Raw genomic sequence first — 19645 nt, forward strand, 5'->3', positions numbered from 1 at the left:
TTGATGCGAAAACGTGAAGACGGTTACGTCCTCGTGCTCGTGCTCGTAACGATGGCAGCTCTTGCCGTTCTGTCGCTTGCTGCCATGCAAGTGAACTTGGCGACAAATAAACTGACAGTCATCCGGACGGAAGACACACAATTGAATGAAGACGCGAAAAGTGCACTTCGACTCATTGCCGATGAGGTTCGGACCCAGTTCCCGCTTCATGGCGATATGGAGCTCCCGGATCATATGGAATCGGAAGCCGCTTTTAATAGCAAAGTACAATCACTCATTGTCAGCGATGAACCTTTCACTGCGTTGACAACAGATAGCGAAGTCCGTTACTCGATTGAACTGAAGCGAGATTCGACGGATACCGAGGTACAGACGGCACCGTTCACCACCATCTTGCAAGTGAACGTCACGGCGTCTCGACAAGTAAATCCAGAACAGCCTGAGCTTTCGGTCGAATATACACAAGACCTGTATTTGACGGCACTCCCGTCCTTCCTGTATTACGTCCTCGGGTCTGACGAACAGTTAAACGTGAACGGTATGCCGACAGTCAAAGGAAATATGTATTCGAACGGACCGCTAACGTTTAATCGAGATGCCAATTATCAACTTGGTTCTGAGCGACTTACGATTGAAAATTTGAACTCCAGTCGGTTCCATTTAGATGGTCGAATCGATTTATCCAATCAAGGAAGTTGTACAAGTTGCCAACAGGAAAACTATTTCACTGCCGGAGACGAAGAAGCTGGCGAGAAGGCCGATGTGGGCGTTTCTCCGAGTAGTTTCTCACCGTTCCAATATGACTATTCGATTATCGAGTTTTTGAACCGAAGTCTCGATCCGAAGCTCGCGTATACAAGGAACATAGAATCTAAAATTTTTGAAGATGGGTTGATCGCTTCGACAGATGACGTATTTGAACTCGAACGGATTTTATCGGAAGATGGGGCATCTATTATCGATCGTCCGACGCCATACTTGAATGCAGATGCATACAATCGTTTATCGGAACCGACTATATTAAAACGACCTGATCTCATCCTCGATCGCCCCATGTACGTCACCGAATCCATCACGGAATCAAATGCGCCTCTTCTTTTTGATGGGGACGTCGTGATTGAATCGATTGATGAACTAACGATTGCGCGACCGTTAATTGTAAGAGGGAACTTAACGATTCGAGGAAACGTATCGTTTAACTCGACCGTGTATACACTCGGCGATACGTTCATCGACCGTGCCAACATTCTTCCGATTGATGAAGAGAAAGGAAACTCACTCATCCTCTTATCGAAGGGGAAGATTTTATTGAATCGGATCAACGAATTTGATAACACGCCGACGACGCTTCAGGCGTTTATGTATAGTGACTCTGAAGAAGTGACAAAGGTCTATGCGGTCGGTTCCATCCTTGAAATCAACGGAGGTCTTTACAGTAAAGGACCGCTAGAAGTGAACGTATTTCGTGGGAAATTTGCAGTTGCAGAAGGTTTAAGTCCAAAAGAATATTTTGACAATGCGAATTACTCCCCTGCTCAGGGTGCTGCCGATTCGAGATTAAAACTGACCTATAACGATGCCGTGTTTAATCAGCTTGAAACACTACCAATCACGAATCAGCTCCAGTTCTTTGTCAGTCATCCTGTTCAAATAAAATAAGCGAGAGGCTGAGCCTCTCGCTTATTTTATTTGAACGTTTAACTCTTTTGCATATGCAAGGTCTTGACTCGTTAAGGTATATCCTTTTTCAAGTAGCACCGTTAATAAATGAGGTTGATAGGCACGTAAAATCAGTGGAACAATTTCATCATAAGGAATGTCTCCCGGTTCCATCCGACGAATCATATCTTCAAAAGCATTCGCGTTCCCTTCCACCACCATAACTTGCAACAACTGGGGATGTTCTCCCCAATAAGCAGAAGGCAATCGCTCATGCGCAATGTGCCATTTTTCAGGGTCATCGCTCATTCCATATAAACCTTCTATCAACAAGCGACCGTTCTGCTCCACATCAAGAGGCGCACCTAACTCAATCATCTGTTGAAATTCGTCTACAGAAGAAGTATCAGCGATATTGATCCAATCTTCAGATTCTAATGACAAACCAGCTTCATACAACGTAATGACAGAAGCGGTGTTGTGATAATAGTGAGCGAGCTCCATCCACTGTGCTTCAGCTTGGATGAATGGACTATCAAGAATGTGTTTGACTTGTTGTTGATCAAATGACACAATCGCTTCTTCTAACGCTTGTTTTTGCAAATGAATATAAACGAACGTTACAGTGATGCTTAATAACACCACTGTAACTCCTATACCAATCCATTTCTTTTTTTTCGAACTCATTAGTAATAATCACCTGCATCATTTGGAGATTCTGGGTTCGGATCTGAGCCTTCTTTCACACGCACATAAAATTCAGAATACACAACCTCTGGACCTTCCCCAGCTTCAAAGTATCGACTAACATCTTCTGTCGCCACTTGAACTTTTGCAAGCCCTGGCTTTTTCAATTTTAATTTCGTGTTGTCCACTACTTCTACTACATCATTCCCTTGGACGACCCGCATACCATAACCACGCACGGTCGAGGTCGAAGGATAAAACTGTGGCGCGTAGACAAATGGTGAATTTTCAACATATAGTTCTACGTTTGGAGAGACGATACGTTGTGGGTATTCTTTTACCGTAATCTGTGAACTGACGAACTGGTCACTAAAGTCACGGAAGGCACCGGTTACAAGAATCGGTCCTACGTTTGGATATGTTCCTTGGATAGCTTGTACTTCAACCCGTTCCGAAGTCGGACTACCAACAAACTGAATCGCTGGGTTTTGGTTCGCTATCGACCAGACAATCGGGAGTGGCTGATCTGTATTTTGGTTCAAGTTCAAGGTCAGACGCTCTCTTACCATCTCTGAGATGAGTTCCCCGTCTACTTCCTTCGTTTTTTGATAGACCCAAAGGTCATCAGTTCTCGGCGTCAACGTCATGGTTGGAAGTGAAATCTTCACAGTCGTAAAAATCGGTGCAATCGTTCGACCAATCGGTTGATTAATGAGTGACACTTTCACTTTTGCCGTTCCAGGCTTTTTGGCAACAACATTGACTTGTTTTGAATTTAGTTGGGTTGTCACCAAGTCACTGCCTTCCACAAATTCAAAGGAATAATTCTGGTATTTTTCAGTTTTAGACTCAACAGTCGGTTTCAATGTCCCGCTTTGTCCGACTAATAGTTCAAGCGAATTCACTTTAAAGTTTTTTACAGGGTCGATGACAATTACATCGATTTCATTGGAGACAACGGTTTGATTTCCTTTTGTATAACTCACTTTCACTTTTGTACTTCCTGGAGTCAAACCAGTTAAAATCCCACTGTTGTCTACATAGCTTGACGCCACGGTCGCTACCTCTTTCGCTGAACTGTCCCAAACCAAGTTCAACTTTTTACCTGAATCCGGTTGAATAATTGGAACAAGTTGAACCGTATCGCCAACTTCGAGTTCAATCGGTCCATTCAATTGAATAGATTTAATTTGTTTTTCCATAATCGAAGTACGTAGCTCAGTTAACTTTCCTTCTCCTTTTTGAACAATGTCTTTACCGTTAGCATTATTGTTCGAGGCATGATCTCCAATGAATGTATACGTGTATGTCCCTTGTGAAAACTCATAGTCCCCAATCGTTTTCGCGATTAATTGAATTGTGTTATTTCCTTCAAATGGGATCCAACTTTTTTGGGATTCATCATAAATTTCAAGTCGATCCTCATCAATTTTGCGAAGCTTCGCTGAGACTACATTCCGATCAGTATCAATGGACCATCCACTCGGTTGAGTGTCTGATAAAGTATATCCCGCAGGTACGACTTCGTTCACTTGAATTTCCCACGTTTTGCTCTTATAGGACTTTTCGTTCGGTCGAGAAATATCAGGCTTCTTGGTCGACACATCATATGTGAGTGTAGCTTTTTGATCCACTTCTACAATCGTAGGAGAGATAGTTCGTGATACGTGAACAGCTTCTTTAGAAGGTTTGACTTTTACATCGAATTTTTCAGTGGTTACAGCCCCACCGCTATCTTTTGTTTCAATCTCTACTCGAAGTGTTCCATCTCCCTTAATATTATGTTGGTGGAATAGGCTTTGTACTTCATTATTCTTCACCGTTTGATAGGATGGCTCAGATGAGATTGATTGTGGAAAAACTTGTTTCCCATCAATTACAACACGGGTTTGTAAGCTCCGGTCTTTAAAATCGTAATCGATTGAGTTCCAAGCTAAATAAAGTGGCTCTACATCATAAATAGATCTTACGTCATTCTCGACTGGCGGAGAAAGCACCTCAATTTTAGGGGCGTGGTTAGATCCGATGAAGGCGCGGAACATGGTGTTCACAAAAATCTGCTTTTCTGGTGTTTGTGGAAAAGTCGTCTGATGACCGGCACCAGTATAAGTCAAATTATTTACCGTATACATATAATAGTGGTGTGCAGCATCCCCGGTTGTATGTTTGTCACTTGACAAGTTATACCAAACCGTCAAATCCTCATTCGCTAAATCTAGCGAGAAATATTGGCTATGCGTTTGTGAGACCATATTATTTGATGATTTAGCTGGCAAATCATAAGGATATTCCGTGAACAAACCTGTTGCAATCTGCTCAACTTTTGTAGTCGTATATACACCACGTTTCCCAAAGTTGATCAAATTTTTAATGGCAAAGTCTTTTCCAAATGCCGTTTCCCATTCGCGCTGGCTAGTGGAATCTTCTTTATATCCGCTTTTACCTGGTAAACGGTAAAGCATATCGTGTGAAAACATCACACCTTGTCCACGTGATATAAATTCTTGTAGAGCTTTCGTTGTATTCGAAATTACGGCAGCATCTTTCGAATCATTTTTTAACTTTCCATCGTAGTCTAAACGTCCAAATGAATCTTTGAATCCAAAGATAATTAAATCCTTCTCATAGAACCACTTTTCAATTGCCGGATCATAGTTCGAAGATTGTTTGTCGGCTTTTTCTATTTTACTTTCAAAGCTCTTTAGGTCTGTAATCTCCAAATCAAAATTATAGAGTCCACTCTCGTTCAGCATATTCTTGCTAGTTTCGCCTACATTGTTGTCCATATTTCCATCAAACGTCTTAAATAAATTACTTCCATCATTTTCAAAAGCTGTTACTTGTAAAATTTTCGCTTTTGCCAGTTCATCTTTTAATAAAAATCGTCCCGTTCGATAATGGTAAGTCTGGTTTGCCTCATCCTTTACAATGACTTTCCAGTAGCGAGGGCTTGTGTAACTCGGTGCATCAATCGTATAAGAAAGCGTATCAGTTGATTTAGCCGGGACAGTCATGACCTTTTCTTCTAAAGAAAATCGGTCATTACTATCAAAGTCGATATAAAGTTCAACCGTTGCCCCACTCGATGGAGTTGCATTTAACGAATAGGAAAAATCAATCGCTTTTCCACGAACAGCAAAGTTACCGGCGTTTGTGATTGACACCTGATTCGTCAACAGTTTCCCTTCCTGTTTGACTGTGACTTCTTCAAGTTTCGTCATCTGTCTTTGTTGGAAAAATTGCTTGATTTCGTTAGAAGCAGTACTTGTTTGATCAAATACCTTCAATTTTTCTTCACTTTTAAGTGATTCAAAGTTTCTGACTATAGATTGACCAGTTAAAGGCGAGAAGGCATCTGCATGAATCCACACTGGGATTCCAGCCTTCATCAATTTTAATAAATCGTTTACACGTAACGTCGTTAAGTCGTTATCTTTTTCCTTTGTAGCATACAAAGATTCTATGTATTCTTTGTATTTATTACTCGATTCATCATAAGGAGTGCTATTATCACCAGAAGGTTTCTGATAATCGTATATAACTTGCTCTGGATTATATTTTTTACCATTTGCAGCCCCAGAAGGAGAAAAAACGATAGCATCATAACGTCCAAGTAGATCATATCGTAACGCATTGAATTGTTTCATCGACATTTTTTGAACGTCAAAATCACTGCCGACACTAATCCCATCGACTTTTCCGTTCACTTGTTTTGGAATGTCCGTCACTTCCAAAATCACTGGTTTGACCGGCGCATTCGCCGATACGGTTGAATACATCTCAAATAAAGTTGTGATGAGGAGTGATGTGATAAAGACGATGGCGACGAATGCCGTCACGGGTCGTTTCAATCTACGTTGACTGACCATGCTGCGTTTCCTCCTTGGAAGTTTCGAATGATTTTTGACATACGTTCTCATATTCATTCATACTCTTTCATTCGTCTGAACACAACCTTATTTTTTCAAACTTTGGAAATGAGTTCTTACTTCACTGATGAAATACAGAGACCCGGTCACAATCAGCGTCCCGCTTATCGGTGCTTCCATCCAATCGTTTAGCCATTCTTTCCATTCAACGAAGCGTGCTCCATCTCTTTCAAGATGATCTCTCGTTCTCGCACGTGGAAAATCAAACGTCGTCTCGTACACGTCGCCAATCTCTTGAAGCGCGTGAACCATCGTGTCACGGTCCTTGTCCGCTAAAATCGCCGTCAGGACTGTCACATCTGTCTCTTGTTTAGCTTGCACAACCAATGCCTCGATGCCTTCCTGATTATGTGCCCCGTCCAAGATCACTCGTGGTCGTTTGGAGACGAGTTCATATCGTCCCGGATGTTGTGCCCGCTCAAGACCAGACCGGATTGCTTCTTCCTTCCAACCGAGATGACGCGCTACGGCGACGGCACATGCCCCGTTATAAGCTTGATGATGACCCGTCAACCCGAGCACGACAGGTGGCATACCCTCATATGTAACGGCAGTCCCAGCCCCGTCCTCGATTTCTGTCACAAGCGTTCGTACATCATGAATCGAAGCACCTACATCTTCACCTTTTTGAAGCAACAGCTCAATCAACTCTTCCTCACCGACACTATGGAACATCGGCACGTCACGCTTCATGATGCCGTACTTCTCCATCGCAATCTCTTCAAGCGTATCGCCGAGAATCCCTTGGTGGTCATGACCAATCGATGTCACGATGGTCGCAAGGGGATGTGTCAACACGTTCGTCGAGTCCAGTCGTCCCCCGAGACCGACTTCCCACATGATTACATCAGGACGTGTGTCATCAAAATAGCACCATGCCATCATCGTCAACAGTTCAAACTCCGTCAACGTTTCCGGTGCCGTGTCCGCACACGCTTTGACACGGTTCGCCACGTCGACGAGCGCGCCCTCTTGAATAGGTTCCCCGTTCAACATGATCCGCTCCTCGAACTGAATGATATAAGGTGACGTGAACGTTCCGACGGATAATCCATTCTCCATCGCCATCGCCCGTAAAAATGCCACGGTCGACCCTTTTCCGTTCGTCCCTGCCACATGAATGGATGGACGTTCTTCTAATCCTAATTTCTCAATCATCCAGTTCATCCGCTCGAGACCCGGTTTGATCCCGAAGCGAAGCTGTCCACTCAACCAATCGAATACATCTTGTCTCGTCTTCATCTTCCACACTCCTACTGTTTACACTTCTGTTTCATCTTATCAAAATTCACGACAGCCGTTATGGAAAACAGTCTGTGCTATACTCGAAGCGAAGAAGGAGGCATGCGCCATGACAACTGACTGGAACTTCGAGGCGACGTACCTCGAACTACGTGACATCTTTTACGACCGTGGACCCATCCATCCGGTCGACAATCCAACACTTGTCTTGTTTAACGATACATTAGCCGCTTCACTCGGGCTTGATGCACAAACACTCAAACAAGACATCGATTTACTTGCAGGCAATCGTCAAACCGAGACGTCGTTCTCGCAAGCCTACGCCGGACATCAATTCGGCAACTTGACGATGCTCGGAGACGGACGGGCCCTCATGCTTGGGGAGCACGTGACCCCGAGCGGGAGACGTGTCGATGTGCAACTGAAAGGCTCTGGACCGACGGAGTACTCGAGAGGTGGCGACGGACGGGCCGCACTCGGGCCGATGGTACGGGAATTCATTATCAGCGAGGCGATGCACGCACTCGGTATCCCGACGAACCGAGCACTCGCCGTCGTTCAGACCGGGGAAGCCATCATGCGTCAAGGTCCAAAACATGGAGCCATCCTGACCCGGGTCGCCTCGAGTCACTTGCGTGTCGGGACATTCCAATTCGCGGCAGGTGCCGGCTCCATCGATGACGTCATCGCGCTCGCGGAATTTGCGATCAAACGTCACTTCCCAGACTTGATTGATGCACCCGATCGCTACGAACAGTTTCTCGGACGCGTCGTCGAAAGACAGGCGAGACTCATCGCTAACTGGCAACTCGTCGGGTTCATTCACGGCGTGATGAATACGGACAATATGTTCATCAGTGGAGAAGGTCTCGATTACGGACCGTGTGCGTTCATGGATACGTATCACCCGGAGACCGTCTTCAGCTCAATCGACCGGGAAGGGCGCTACGCCTACGAAAATCAACCGTACATCGGGTCTTGGAACCTTGCCCGACTCGCGGAGACATTGCTGCCGCTCCTTGGGGAGACGAAAGAAGAGGCAGTCGATGTAGCAAACAAACAACTCACCCGCTATACGGAGCTATATAAAGAAGCCTACTTTACCGGACTCGCGCACAAAATCGGCATATACGTCCGAAAAGACGGTGACGATGCACTAACCGATGAATTGCTCCGCTTGATGATGGAGACAGAGGCAGATTATACAAATACGTTTCGCTCGTTGACGCTCGGTGAGATCGAATCACTTCCATTCGCAACTCGGGAAGATGGGAAGGCGTGGCTTGACGCTTGGCAAAAACGCCTAAGCGAACAAGGTCTACCAGACGAGGACGTAAGTCGAAACATGCGCCAATACAACCCGGCCGTCATTCCTCGAAATCATCATGTCGAAAAAGCAATCCAAGCAGCAGAACGAGGCGACTTCGGTCCAACCGAGGCGCTACTCACGATTTTGCGTGACCCTTATAACTACGACCAACCGTCTGAATACGTATCGGCAGGTCCAACTCGGACGTATCCGTACCAGACGTTTTGTGGCACATGAACCATTTCGCATTCGCGAGATGGTTTTTTTGAATCATTTTCCAATCTTCTAACGTAGGATAAGGTATTACAAAATGGAGGTACTTATATATGCGCTTACTCACCTCACTCGTCTCATTAGGATTTGCCTGTTTACTCGCACTCGAACTTTGGCAAGCCCCATACTTAAGCAATATCGTTTGGGCGATGCCCGTCTTTTTCTTGAGCGTGTCGTTCGTCCAGTACATGAAACATCTGAATGAGTCGGAATGGAGTGACACAAAATGAAAAAGCTGATCCCATTGTTGATCCTCATCATCACTTCAGCATCATATGTCGTGTATAGTCTATATTTAACTTTAGTCGGTCAACCGATTCAGCCACAGTTGACCGGTGTGGCAATCGGTCTTCTTTTCACGTCTTCATACTACGTCACAACAGGCCGTGTGCCGTTTTGGAGTGAAGAGGAAGAGGCATGAAACGCATCTATATCGCTCTCTTGGTTATTGGTGCGACTCTATATTCCACGTATATCGTCCACCTGTTTCGAATCGGTTTCACGACCCCACTGTATACTCAACTCCCGATGCTATTGGTGATTGGAGTCATCGTCTGGTGGCTCGTACAAACAAGACCCGAACGTCGCTCTTGACGCTCGGGCCTTGATATTATTCTGAATCCCGAAAAGGAAACGATCCTGATGAAGGCTCCGGTAGAGAATCAGCTAGCTTCAACAACTCCTCTTCCGAGATATTTCCCGTTACGATGATCAATTTACCTTGAGATAAATAGTATAAGCCGCTCCCGTATGCTTGCTCCATTATGTATGGTTTTGGCTGATCCGATATCTCCCCTTCGATTTCAGTAAAATCGTCCGTCTCAATGATACTGATGAGGTGTGTCTCATCATATAACGTCCAAAGCTTCACAGGCCAATCGTTAACTGAGTAGTCAGAGCTGATGACTTCCATCTCTTTGACTGGAAGATCTAATCCATGCGTAAACGCATTGGACGTCTCGGGTACCCCGAAGCGTTGCATTCCGCGTTGCGCCCATCCCTTCTTACCATCATGAATGAATACGCCAAACGGGTTCGCACGGTCAGGAACGGTCATCGCAACTAAACCGATTCCTCCGACCATCGTCTCCGTTAAAATGTGATCCTTCGACAACTGCTTTGTTGAGCCATCTTCATATTGAAGGGTGATTTGTGCCACGACCGCGTCCGAGACCTTTTCTGTCCCTGGTGGTACTTCGGCAATCATCGTCCCTGTCACTTCTGCGTTGGGAAATTGTGATTCATCGATTCCTTCCACTTGCTCTACTTTTTCCACCTCATCCGTCTCCACAGACTTCGTCTCTTCAGGTGTCGTACACCCAGCTAGCCCCAACAAAAGAACACAGATTACCCCGATTCGCTTCATCTCATATCCCCTCTTCAATGATTGCTAATGTTTACTTTCTCCAAAGCACCAATCCAACATCTCTTTTGTACATAAAGGATCTTTATTCTGAATCATCGAAAGGAAACGACACAGATGAAGGTTCCGGTAGAGAATCAGTTAGCTTCAACAGCTCATCTTCCGAGACATTTCCTGTTACAAGAATCAGTTTGTCTTGACTGATGAAGTAGATTCCATTGCCGCTCGGCTGATTCAATCGATAATACTCCACTCCATCCGCCTGACGATCGATCCGCTCACCGTCGCCCACACTGAATGCATCAGTCATCAAAATGGTGACCAGTTGCGTCTCATCATATAATGTCCACAGTTTTACCGGTCGTTTTACGTCATCGATTTCACTATCAATCGTGTACATCGAATTTTCAGGGAGTGACAAACCGTGGCTTCTTTTTTCGGAAGCATCATGAATTCTAAAGTGCTTCATCCCATGCATGGCCCATTCCCCGTCCCGTGAATAGTGATAGACGCCGAAAGAAGGCGTTTGGTTTGGATGAGCCATCGCAACCAATCCAATGTCTCCAACTGTCGCCTCATAGATGACATCCTTTGTGGAAAGGTGGCCTTCCGATCCATCTTGATATTGAAGCGTGATTTGATGAACTACCGCATCTGTCAACGATTCGGTCCCTTTTGGTACGTCTTCAATGAGTGTGCCCACCCATTCACTCGTGGATGCTTGGGATTCTTCACTCGTTTCAATTTTCTCTATAACTGTACCGTCCTCTGTCTCTTCTGATGTCGTACATCCAGTCAGCCCCAATACAAGAACACACATTAACCCGATTCGTCTCATCTCGTATCCCCTTTTCTACATCTACCTCTCCAAATTCTACCAAAACACAAAAAAACCTTCTTCAGAGAATGAATCTCCAAAGAAGGTCCATGTATTACTTACGCAACTCTTCCAAACGGGCGCGGACTGCGTCACGCTTGTCGAGGTAGTCTTTTTCTTTTGCTTTTTCTTCGTCGATGACGTGAGCCGGTGCCTTGGCGATGAAGCCTTGGTTTCCAAGTTTCTTCTGTACGCGCTCGACTTCTTTCTCATACTTCGCCACTTCTTTTTCAAGACGGGCGATTTCCTCTTCGAAGTTGATGAGGTCTGCGAGCGGGATGAAGAGCTCCGCTCCTGTCATGATCGCTGACATCGACTTATCCGGAGCCGTGAGGCCACGTCCGATTTCAAGCTCTGTCGCGTTCGTGAACTTGCCGATCGTCATTTCGTTCGCGCTCAAGTAACCTTGTGTCGCATCGTCGCTCGTCGAGATGAAGAGCTGGATTGGTTTTGACATCGGTGCGTTCACTTCGGCACGGATGTTACGAACCGAGCGGATGACGTTCATCACAGCTTCAAACGCTGGAACCGAATCGGCGAAGTGAAGGTCGTCACGACGCGTCGGGTAGCTTGCACGAACGATTGAATCGCCTTCGTGCGGCAAGTGCTGCCAAATTTCTTCTGTAAGGAACGGCATGAACGGGTGCATGAGACGCATGATTGAATCAAGCGTGTGCGCGAGGACCGAACGTGTCGTGTGCTTCGCTGCTTCGTCCTCACCGTAGAGCGTGAGTTTCGCCATCTCGATGTACCAGTTACAGAACTCTTCCCAGATGAAGTTGTACAGGTAACGTCCAGCTTCACCGAACTCGTACTTGTCGACGAGGCGTGTCACTTGGTCGATTGTATCGTTCAAGCGTGTCAAAATCCACTTGTCAGCAAGCGTCTTCTCGCCCGTGAGGTCGATGTCTTCCACTTTGAGTCCATCCATGTTCATGAGAGCGAAACGGCTCGCGTTCCAAATCTTGTTCGAGAAGTTCCATGTCGACTCGATCTTCTCCCAATAGAAACGAAGGTCGTTCCCTGGTGTCGAACCTGTGAGGAGGAACCAACGGAGTGAATCCGCTCCGTACTGGTCGATGACTTCCATCGGGTCAACGCCGTTACCGAGTGATTTCGACATCTTGCGTCCTTCCGAGTCACGGATAAGACCGTGGATGAGGACATCGTTGAACGGTTGCTTCCCTGTGAACTCAAGTGATTGGAAGATCATGCGCGATACCCAGAAGAAGATGATGTCGTATCCCGTAACGAGCGCGCTCGTCGGGAAGTAACGGTTGAAGTCCGGTGCGTCCGTGTCCGGCCAGCCCATCGTTGAGAACGGCCAAAGCGCTGACGAGAACCATGTGTCGAGAACATCTTCGTCTTGTGTCCAGTTCTCGCTGTCAGCTGGTGCTTCTTTCCCTACATACACTTCACCTGTCTCGTTATGATACCAAGCCGGGATGCGGTGACCCCACCAAAGTTGACGGCTGATACACCAGTCGCGGATGTTCTCCATCCAACGGAGGTATGTGCCTTCGAAGCGTTCTGGGACGAAGTTGACTTTCGTGTCGTCGTTTCCTTGTGCTTCGAGTGCCGCTTTTGAGAGTGGCTCCATGTCAACGAACCATTGCTTCGAAAGGTATGGCTCGATGACTGCGCCTGAACGCTCTGAGTGACCGACCGAGTGCGTGTGCGGCTCAATCTTCACGAGTGTGCCGTCCGCCTCTAAGTCTTTGACGAGTTGCTTGCGGCATTCGAAGCGGTCAAGCCCTTCGTAAATGCCCGCGTTCTCGTTCATCTTCCCGCCTTCGTCCATGACGAGGATACGTGGAAGTTCGTGACGGTTTCCGATTTCAAAGTCATTCGGATCGTGGGCTGGCGTGATTTTCACGCAACCTGTACCGAACTCCATGTCGACGTAGTCGTCCGCAACGATCGGAATCTCACGGTTCATGACCGGAAGCATGATCGTCTTGCCGATGAGGTGTGTGTAACGCTCATCTTTCGGGTTGACGGCAACCGCCGTATCACCGAGCATCGTCTCAGGACGTGTCGTCGCGATCTCGATGTGACCTGAACCATCAGCGAGTGGATACTTCATGTGATAGAACGCACCCTCGACTTCTTGGTAAATAACTTCGATATCCGAAACTGCCGTCTTTTGAGCCGGGTCCCAGTTGACGATATATTCGCCACGGTAGATCAAACCTTTCTCATACAAGCGAACGAACACTTCTTGAACGGCTTTTGAGAGCCCTTCGTCCAGTGTGAAGCGTTCACGTGAATAGTCGAGGCCGAGACCGAGTTTAGACCATTGGTCACGAATCGTCTTCGCGTACTCGTCTTTCCATTCCCACGTCTTCTCGAGGAACTTCTCACGTCCGAGGTCGTAACGCATGACGCCTTCTTCGCGGAGCTTTTGTTCGACTTTCGCCTGTGTCGCGATTCCGGCATGGTCCATCCCTGGGAGCCAGAGCACGTCATAACCTTGCATGCGCTTGAGGCGCGTCAACAAGTCTTGGAGCGTCGTGTCCCAAGCGTGACCGAGGTGAAGTTTCCCCGTAACGTTCGGTGGTGGGATGACGATCGTGTACGGTTGTTTCGAATCGTCCTCGTCTGCTTTAAATACATCATTCTCTAACCAGTAGTCGTACCATTTTGACTCCGTCGCACTTGGGTCGTACTTCGTCGGCATGGTGATTTCATTTGTCTCATGGGCCATGTGTGGCGCCTCCTCTATATTGTAATGAACACAAAAACGGCTTCTCTCGTCCTATACGCTAAGGACGAAAGAAGCCGTGATCTTCCGCGGTACCACCTTAGTTCGCCAACAAGTGGCGCACTCAAAATCGAATAACGGTCGATGGACCGAACTTTCTTACTCCATTCAGAAAGTCAGCTCCGAGGCGACTTCCGCGTCCATCCCTCACAACCTTTCACCAAGCGGTCGCGTCTCTAAAAAGGAATGGATGATGCGTACTACTCCTCATCAAAGCAATTCATCATATCTGTTAAATAATTGTAGCGACAGAAACGTCAGCAGTCAAGATTAGAGTGAAAACTCTTCTTGAAGCTCTTTAAACGTCGCCTCGACCGCTGCAATCGTCTTCTCGATATCCTCATCCGTATGCGCCGTCGAAAGGAACAATCCTTCGAACTGTGACGGTGGCAAAAATACGCCGCGCGCTGCCATCTTCTGATAGTACGAACGGAACATCTCGAGGTTCGCCGATTTCGCTTTTTCGAAGTTCGTCACTTTCTCGTTCGTGAAGAAGAAACCAAACATCGAGCCGGCACGGTTCGTGTCGTGCGGGATGTTGTATTTCTCACCAGCTTGCGTGAAACCTTCCGCGAGACGGTCTGCCTTACGCTCGAACTCCGCGTAGTGCTCAGGCTTCAGTTGCGAGAGTGTCGTGTAACCGGCAATCATCGCGAGTGGGTTACCCGAGAGCGTACCCGCTTGATAGATTGGACCTTGCGGTGCAATCTGTTCCATGATTTCGCGTTTCCCGCCGTAAGCACCGACCGGAAGTCCACCACCGATGACCTTACCGAGACACGTGAGGTCCGGTGTGACACCGAAGTATCCTTGTGCACAGTTGTACCCGACACGGAAGCCCGTCATGACCTCATCAAAGATGAGAAGCGCGCCATTTTGTTCCGTGATTTCACGAAGTCCTTCGAGGAATCCTGGTTGTGGTGGTACGAAGCCCATGTTTCCAGCTGCCGGTTCGACGATGACACCAGCGAGGTCGTCACCGTATTTCTCGAACGCGACGCGGACAGCGTCCAAGTCGTTGTAAGGAACCGTGAGCGTATGGCTCGCGAGCTCTTTCGGTACACCTGGTGAGTCTGGGAGACCGAGTGTTGCGACACCCGAACCGGCTTTAATGAGAAGCGAGTCGCCGTGTCCGTGGTAGCATCCTTCGAACTTCAAAATCTTCGTCTTCCCTGTATAGCCGCGTGCGAGGCGAAGTGCCGCCATCGTCGCTTCCGTACCCGAGTTGACCATGCGGACCATCTCGATTGATGGGACGCGGTCGATGACGAGTTCTGCCATCTTCGTCTCAAGCTCGGTCGGCGTTCCGAACGTCCAGCCTTTTTCAGCCTGCTCTTGAATCGCTTTCGTGACGACAGGGTCACGGTGACCGAGGATGAGTGGTCCCCATGAGAGGACGTAATCGATATACTCGTTGCCATCGATGTCATAGACGCGTGAACCTTCACCGCGTTCGGCGAAGATCGGCGTCATACCGACCGATTTGTAGGCACGGACCGGACTGTTGACACCGCCTGGCATGAGTGGGCGGGCTTGTTCGAACGCTTCTTGTGAGCGCGTTTGGTTGTATGTCATGCGTAGTCTCCTTCCAAATAGCGACAGACGTCTTTTGCGAAATACGTGACGATGAGATCGGCACCGGCACGTTTGAATCCGACCATCGTCTCCATGACGATGCGTTCTTCATCGACCCAGTCGTTGAGTGACGCGGCTTTGATCATCGCGTACTCTCCGCTCACGTTATACGCCACGATTGGCATATCGAGTGAGTCGCGCATATCACGGATGATGTCCATGAACGCGAGAGCCGGTTTGACAATCATGAAGTCGGCACCTTGTTCGACGTCCGATTGTGACTCGCGGAACGCCTCACGACGGTTCGCCGGGTCCATCTGATACCCTTTACGGTCGCCTTCACCAGGAGCCGATTGGGCAGCGTCACGGAACGGTCCGTAATACGCCGACGCATATTTTACGCCATAGCTCATGATTGGGATGTGGCTGAATCCGTTTTGGTCGAGACCTTCACGGATGGCTGCGACGAATCCGTCCATCATCGAACTCGGCGCAATGATATCGGCACCCGCTTGTGCTTGCGTGATCGCCGTCTGGACGTGAAGTGGAAGCGATGCGTCGTTATCGACGTCCCCGTCCTTCACGAGGCCACAGTGACCTGTAGACGTATATTCACATAGGCACGTATCGGCGATGACTGTGAGCTGTGGCGCCCACTCTTTCACTTTACGGATCGCTTCTTGGACGATGCCGTGGTCATGATACGCTTCACTGCCTTCCGGGTCTTTATGTTCCGGCACGCCGAACAAGAGCACGGATTGAAGACCGAGGTCGACGATTTCTTTGATCTCTTCTTCGAGTCGGTCAAGTGAATAATTAAAGACGCCAGGCATCGAGCTGACTTCACGTTTAATGTTAGTCCCTTCAATGATGAAGAGTGGGTAAATCAAATCTTCTTTCCGAACATGATTTTCACGTACGAGGGCACGCATCGACTTCGATGAGCGAAGACGACGGTGACGGTCAAACTGGTTCATGAAAAATCCTCCCCTACACACTGTATTAATGCATCCATAGTATAACATTCTGGCACTCGTACCGGTAACGTCGACACTTGTCGGACGGCACGTTCGGTCACTTCGCCGATGGCGTACCACGTCCCGGCGAAGCGGGACAAGTGCGGTGTGAGCGCCTCGACGGCCGACGGGCTCAAGACGAGCAGTGCCTTCACGGTCTCGAGTTGTTGCTGTTGCGCCGGTGTCAACGGCACTGGGATCGTCTCGTAGACGACCCAGTCCTGCACGTGAGAGAGCATCGCCATGTGTGACGTGTTCGCCAAATTGCCACGCGCGAACAAGACGACCTCATCGGCGGAAACGACATCGCGTAACTGCTCAAAGAGTGCCTCACCCGTATACGTCTCCGGCATGAGCGAGACGGTAAACCCTTCCGCTTCAAGCGCCCGCTTCGTCTTCTCACCGACAGCAGCGACCTTGACGTCACGCGTCAGATTTCGAAGCGCGGGCACCGCGTTCTGGCTCGTGACGACGAGCCAATCGAATCGTTCCACGGGTGGTGGGACGTGCGTCTCTCTCGTCTGAATGAGCGGGACATGATGAACGGAAAGACCGCTCGCCTCGAGCAGTGCCCGTTGCGAAGCGGTCATTCGTTTCGTTCCCGTGTACCAAACGTCACTCATTGACCGAGGCGAGGATTTCACGCCCGCCACGTCCAAGCAATTCTTCTGCGACGTCCATTCCGAGTGCGACCCCGTCCGTTGACGTTTTCGTCACGCGAAGCACTTCTTTCCCGTCCACTGACGCGATGAGGCCCGTGAGCGTCACTTCGTCACCGTCGACCGTTGCGTAACCGCCGACCGGTACGTGACAGCTTCCTTCGATGGCTTTTAAGAAAGTTCGTTCCGCTGTCGCGGCTTTGGCCGTCACGTCATCGTGTAACAACTGAAGCACTGCCGTTACTTCTGCATCGTCTTTACGGCTCTCGATCGCGAGTACGCCTTGTCCGACAGCAGGTACCATGACATCCGGGTCAAGTGCTTCGAAGTCGACACGTTCCGTCCACCCCATCCGTTCGAGCCCGGCTTTCGCGAGCAAGATGGCGTTGTAGTTCTCCGAATCCAACTTTTTCAAACGCGTGTCGATGTTTCCGCGGATCCATTGAATCTCAAGGTCAGGACGTGCCGCTAAGATCTGTGCCCCACGACGGAGCGAGCTCGTTCCGACGATCGAACCTTTCGGAAGCGTCTCGAACGTGTAGCCGTTCTCACAGATAAGGACGTCACGCGCGTCGACACGTTTCGGCATGCAGCTGATATAGAGTTCTTCCGGAAGTTCGGCTGGAACGTCCTTCATGCTGTGGACGGCGAAGTCGATGTCCCCGTCGAGCATCTGTTGTTGAATCTCTTTGACGAATAGACCTTTCCCGCCGACTTTCGATAATTGTACGTCGACGATTTGATCCCCTTTCGTCACGATTTCTTTAATCTCGAACTCATTTTGTGCTCCGGCTTGTTTCAATTGTTCGATGACCCATTTCGTTTGAGTCATGGCAAGTTGGGAACGGCGTGAGCCGACGATGATTTTTCGCATGTTGAGTCTCTCCTTCATAGAAAAAGGCGACACACGTCGCCTTTTATATCTTGTTAGCGCATCAATGCGCGAAGTGGTGCTTTGGCAGAAGTGGCATCTGTTTCTTCCACTTCGTCTACTGGCTGTTCTGGCAGTTCGACATCGAGTCCGAACGTCTCGACAAACTGGGCAATTCGAACGTTTGCGTCCGGTTGTGCCGCTGCGTCTTTAATGTAGTCAATCGGGTCACGAAGCATCTGGTTGATGATGGACTTCATATGCTTCCCGATAACTTTCTTGTCGCGTGCCGACAAGTGGTCGAGCTTGCGCTCTAGACTCGTCATCGTGTCTTCTTGAATATCAAGGGCACGGGCGCGTAACTCGTTCATGATTGGTACGACACCGAGCGTGACGAGCCATGTTTGGAACTCTTGAATCGCTTCATCGATCTTCATCTCGATCTTCTCGGCCTCGAGGAGACGAGCTTCGAGATTCTTGTTGACGATTCCATTCAAATCATCGACATCGAACAAATGAACACCTGGAAGTGTCGCGACCGCTGGATCGATATCTCGCGGCACAGCGATGTCAATGAGAAGAAGTGGACGTTCACGGCGCAACAATTGTGCCGCTGCCACATCGTCATATCCGATGACGGCATCTTTCGCTCCGGTCGAACTGATCAAAATATCCGCATCGAGCAAGCCGCATGCGATTTCACGAATCGAATGGGCACGACCTTTAAACTTATCCGCAACAGCTTTCGCTTTGCTCTCCGTCCGGTTGAAGACGGCGATCTGTTTGGCACCAGCCTCGAACAAGTTGAGTGTTGTCAGTTCACCCGTTTCTCCGGCTCCGACAACGACAACTTGCTTATCGTCGAGCTGTTGGTACATCTCTTGCGCGAGCGTCACGGCAGCCGAGCTGACCGATACAGACATTTCCCCAATTTGCGTGTCCGTATGGGCGCGCTTGGCGAGTGTGACCGCTTCTTTGAATAATTTGTTGAAGACCGTTCCTGTCGTTCCATGCTCTTGAGCACGGAAGAAACTCGTCTTCACCTGACCTAAAATTTGTGTTTCCCCGATGATCATCGAGTCGAGGCCCGATGTGACACGGAACAAGTGGCGAATCGCCTCTTCCCCTTCTCGAATCGACAAGTATGGTGTGAACTGCTCCATCTCTAGATTGAACCAGTTCGCTAAGAAACGTTTCGTGTAATAACGTCCAGTATGGAGTTGATCTGTCACGACGTACAGCTCCGTCCGGTTACACGTAGACAAAATAACCGACTCGAAAATGCTCTTCTCTTCGCGAAGTGCAATCATCGCATCCACGATTTCTTGCTCCCCAAACGAGAACTGCTCCCGAATCGCGACAGGGGCTGTCTTGTTATTTAGTCCAACGACGACAATATGCATGTATCTCTTCCCCTCATC

General features: G+C 48.4%; 16 protein-coding genes and 1 other annotated feature. Of the genes, 5 read left to right on the forward strand and 11 right to left on the reverse strand.

Translation table 11 applies throughout. The features are described from left to right. Nucleotides 1-3 precede the first annotated feature (3 nt). Nucleotides 4-1659 (forward strand): hypothetical protein, encoded by a 1656-nt coding sequence (locus PJK55_RS06085; RefSeq protein WP_271305106.1) that lies wholly within the window; start codon nucleotides 4-6, stop codon nucleotides 1657-1659. Between the two features lie 21 nt (nucleotides 1660-1680). Here the strand turns inward: PJK55_RS06085 and PJK55_RS06090 are convergent, their stop codons facing one another. From PJK55_RS06090 to PJK55_RS06100, 3 genes are all read right to left on the reverse strand, one after another. Next, nucleotides 1681-2346, reverse strand: coding sequence for a hypothetical protein (locus tag PJK55_RS06090; RefSeq protein ID WP_271305107.1), 666 nt, complete (start codon nucleotides 2344-2346; stop codon nucleotides 1681-1683). After that, nucleotides 2346-6215: an Ig-like domain-containing protein gene (locus PJK55_RS06095; RefSeq protein WP_271305108.1), complete on the reverse strand. Its 3870-nt coding sequence runs from the start codon at nucleotides 6213-6215 to the stop codon at nucleotides 2346-2348. Before PJK55_RS06095 ends, PJK55_RS06090 begins: the two co-directional genes overlap by 1 nt. Nucleotides 6216-6302: 87 nt before the next feature. Further along, on the reverse strand, nucleotides 6303-7517 hold the full coding sequence (locus tag PJK55_RS06100) for a bifunctional folylpolyglutamate synthase/dihydrofolate synthase (protein ID WP_271305109.1): 1215 nt from the start codon (nucleotides 7515-7517) through the stop codon (nucleotides 6303-6305). A gap of 109 nt (nucleotides 7518-7626) precedes the next feature. Between PJK55_RS06100 and PJK55_RS06105 the strand changes: the two genes are divergently transcribed. The 4 genes from PJK55_RS06105 (at nucleotide 7627) to PJK55_RS06120 (ending at nucleotide 9693) form a co-directional block, all read left to right on the forward strand. Next, complete coding sequence (locus PJK55_RS06105) at nucleotides 7627-9063, forward strand: protein adenylyltransferase SelO (protein WP_271305110.1); 1437 nt, start codon at nucleotides 7627-7629, stop codon at nucleotides 9061-9063. Nucleotides 9064-9152: 89 nt separating this feature from the next. After that, nucleotides 9153-9329 carry a hypothetical protein gene (locus PJK55_RS06110; protein WP_158024788.1) on the forward strand — a complete coding sequence of 59 codons (177 nt, stop codon included), beginning with the start codon at nucleotides 9153-9155 and terminating at the stop codon, nucleotides 9327-9329. Next, nucleotides 9326-9520, forward strand: a complete 195-nt coding sequence (locus PJK55_RS06115) for a hypothetical protein (protein WP_271305111.1) — start codon at nucleotides 9326-9328, stop codon at nucleotides 9518-9520. Before PJK55_RS06110 ends, PJK55_RS06115 begins: the two co-directional genes overlap by 4 nt. Next, on the forward strand, nucleotides 9517-9693 hold the full coding sequence (locus PJK55_RS06120; RefSeq protein ID WP_271305112.1) for a hypothetical protein: 177 nt from the start codon (nucleotides 9517-9519) through the stop codon (nucleotides 9691-9693). Before PJK55_RS06115 ends, PJK55_RS06120 begins: the two co-directional genes overlap by 4 nt. A 16-nt stretch (nucleotides 9694-9709) precedes the next feature. On the opposite strand, the gene PJK55_RS06125 is transcribed toward PJK55_RS06120, so the two are convergent. The 8 genes from PJK55_RS06125 to hemA form a co-directional block, all read right to left on the reverse strand. Continuing rightward, the gene (locus tag PJK55_RS06125) at nucleotides 9710-10465 is read right to left on the reverse strand and encodes a hypothetical protein (RefSeq protein ID WP_271305113.1); all 756 of its coding nucleotides are present in this window, start codon (nucleotides 10463-10465) and stop codon (nucleotides 9710-9712) included. Nucleotides 10466-10547: 82 nt separating this feature from the next. Then, nucleotides 10548-11300, reverse strand: coding sequence for a hypothetical protein (locus PJK55_RS06130; protein ID WP_271305114.1), 753 nt, complete (start codon nucleotides 11298-11300; stop codon nucleotides 10548-10550). 94 nt (nucleotides 11301-11394) lie between these two features. Next, nucleotides 11395-14046, reverse strand: a complete 2652-nt coding sequence (locus PJK55_RS06135) for a valine--tRNA ligase (protein ID WP_271305115.1) — start codon at nucleotides 14044-14046, stop codon at nucleotides 11395-11397. Between the two features lie 57 nt (nucleotides 14047-14103). Then, nucleotides 14104-14326, reverse strand: a binding site (T-box leader). A gap of 47 nt (nucleotides 14327-14373) precedes the next feature. Then, entirely contained in the window at nucleotides 14374-15678 is a 1305-nt protein-coding gene (gene hemL / locus PJK55_RS06140) for a glutamate-1-semialdehyde 2,1-aminomutase (protein WP_031421390.1), read from the reverse strand. Continuing rightward, the gene (gene hemB / locus PJK55_RS06145; RefSeq protein WP_015881120.1) at nucleotides 15675-16655 is read right to left on the reverse strand and encodes a porphobilinogen synthase; all 981 of its coding nucleotides are present in this window, start codon (nucleotides 16653-16655) and stop codon (nucleotides 15675-15677) included. The genes hemL and hemB overlap by 4 nt, the downstream gene beginning before the upstream one ends. Continuing rightward, a complete protein-coding gene (locus PJK55_RS06150) occupies nucleotides 16652-17284 on the reverse strand; it encodes a uroporphyrinogen-III synthase (RefSeq protein ID WP_271305116.1) in 633 nt (210 codons plus the stop codon). Before PJK55_RS06150 ends, hemB begins: the two co-directional genes overlap by 4 nt. A 25-nt stretch (nucleotides 17285-17309) precedes the next feature. Next, complete coding sequence (hemC, locus tag PJK55_RS06155; RefSeq protein WP_271305117.1) at nucleotides 17310-18227, reverse strand: hydroxymethylbilane synthase; 918 nt, start codon at nucleotides 18225-18227, stop codon at nucleotides 17310-17312. Between the two features lie 53 nt (nucleotides 18228-18280). Next, complete coding sequence (gene hemA / locus PJK55_RS06160) at nucleotides 18281-19627, reverse strand: glutamyl-tRNA reductase (RefSeq protein WP_214749736.1); 1347 nt, start codon at nucleotides 19625-19627, stop codon at nucleotides 18281-18283. Between the last annotated feature and the right edge of the window lie 18 nt (nucleotides 19628-19645).

Origin of the sequence: Exiguobacterium sp. MMG028, assembly GCF_027947425.1 — a bacterium.
Lineage (GTDB): Bacteria > Bacillota > Bacilli > Exiguobacteriales > Exiguobacteriaceae > Exiguobacterium > Exiguobacterium aestuarii_A.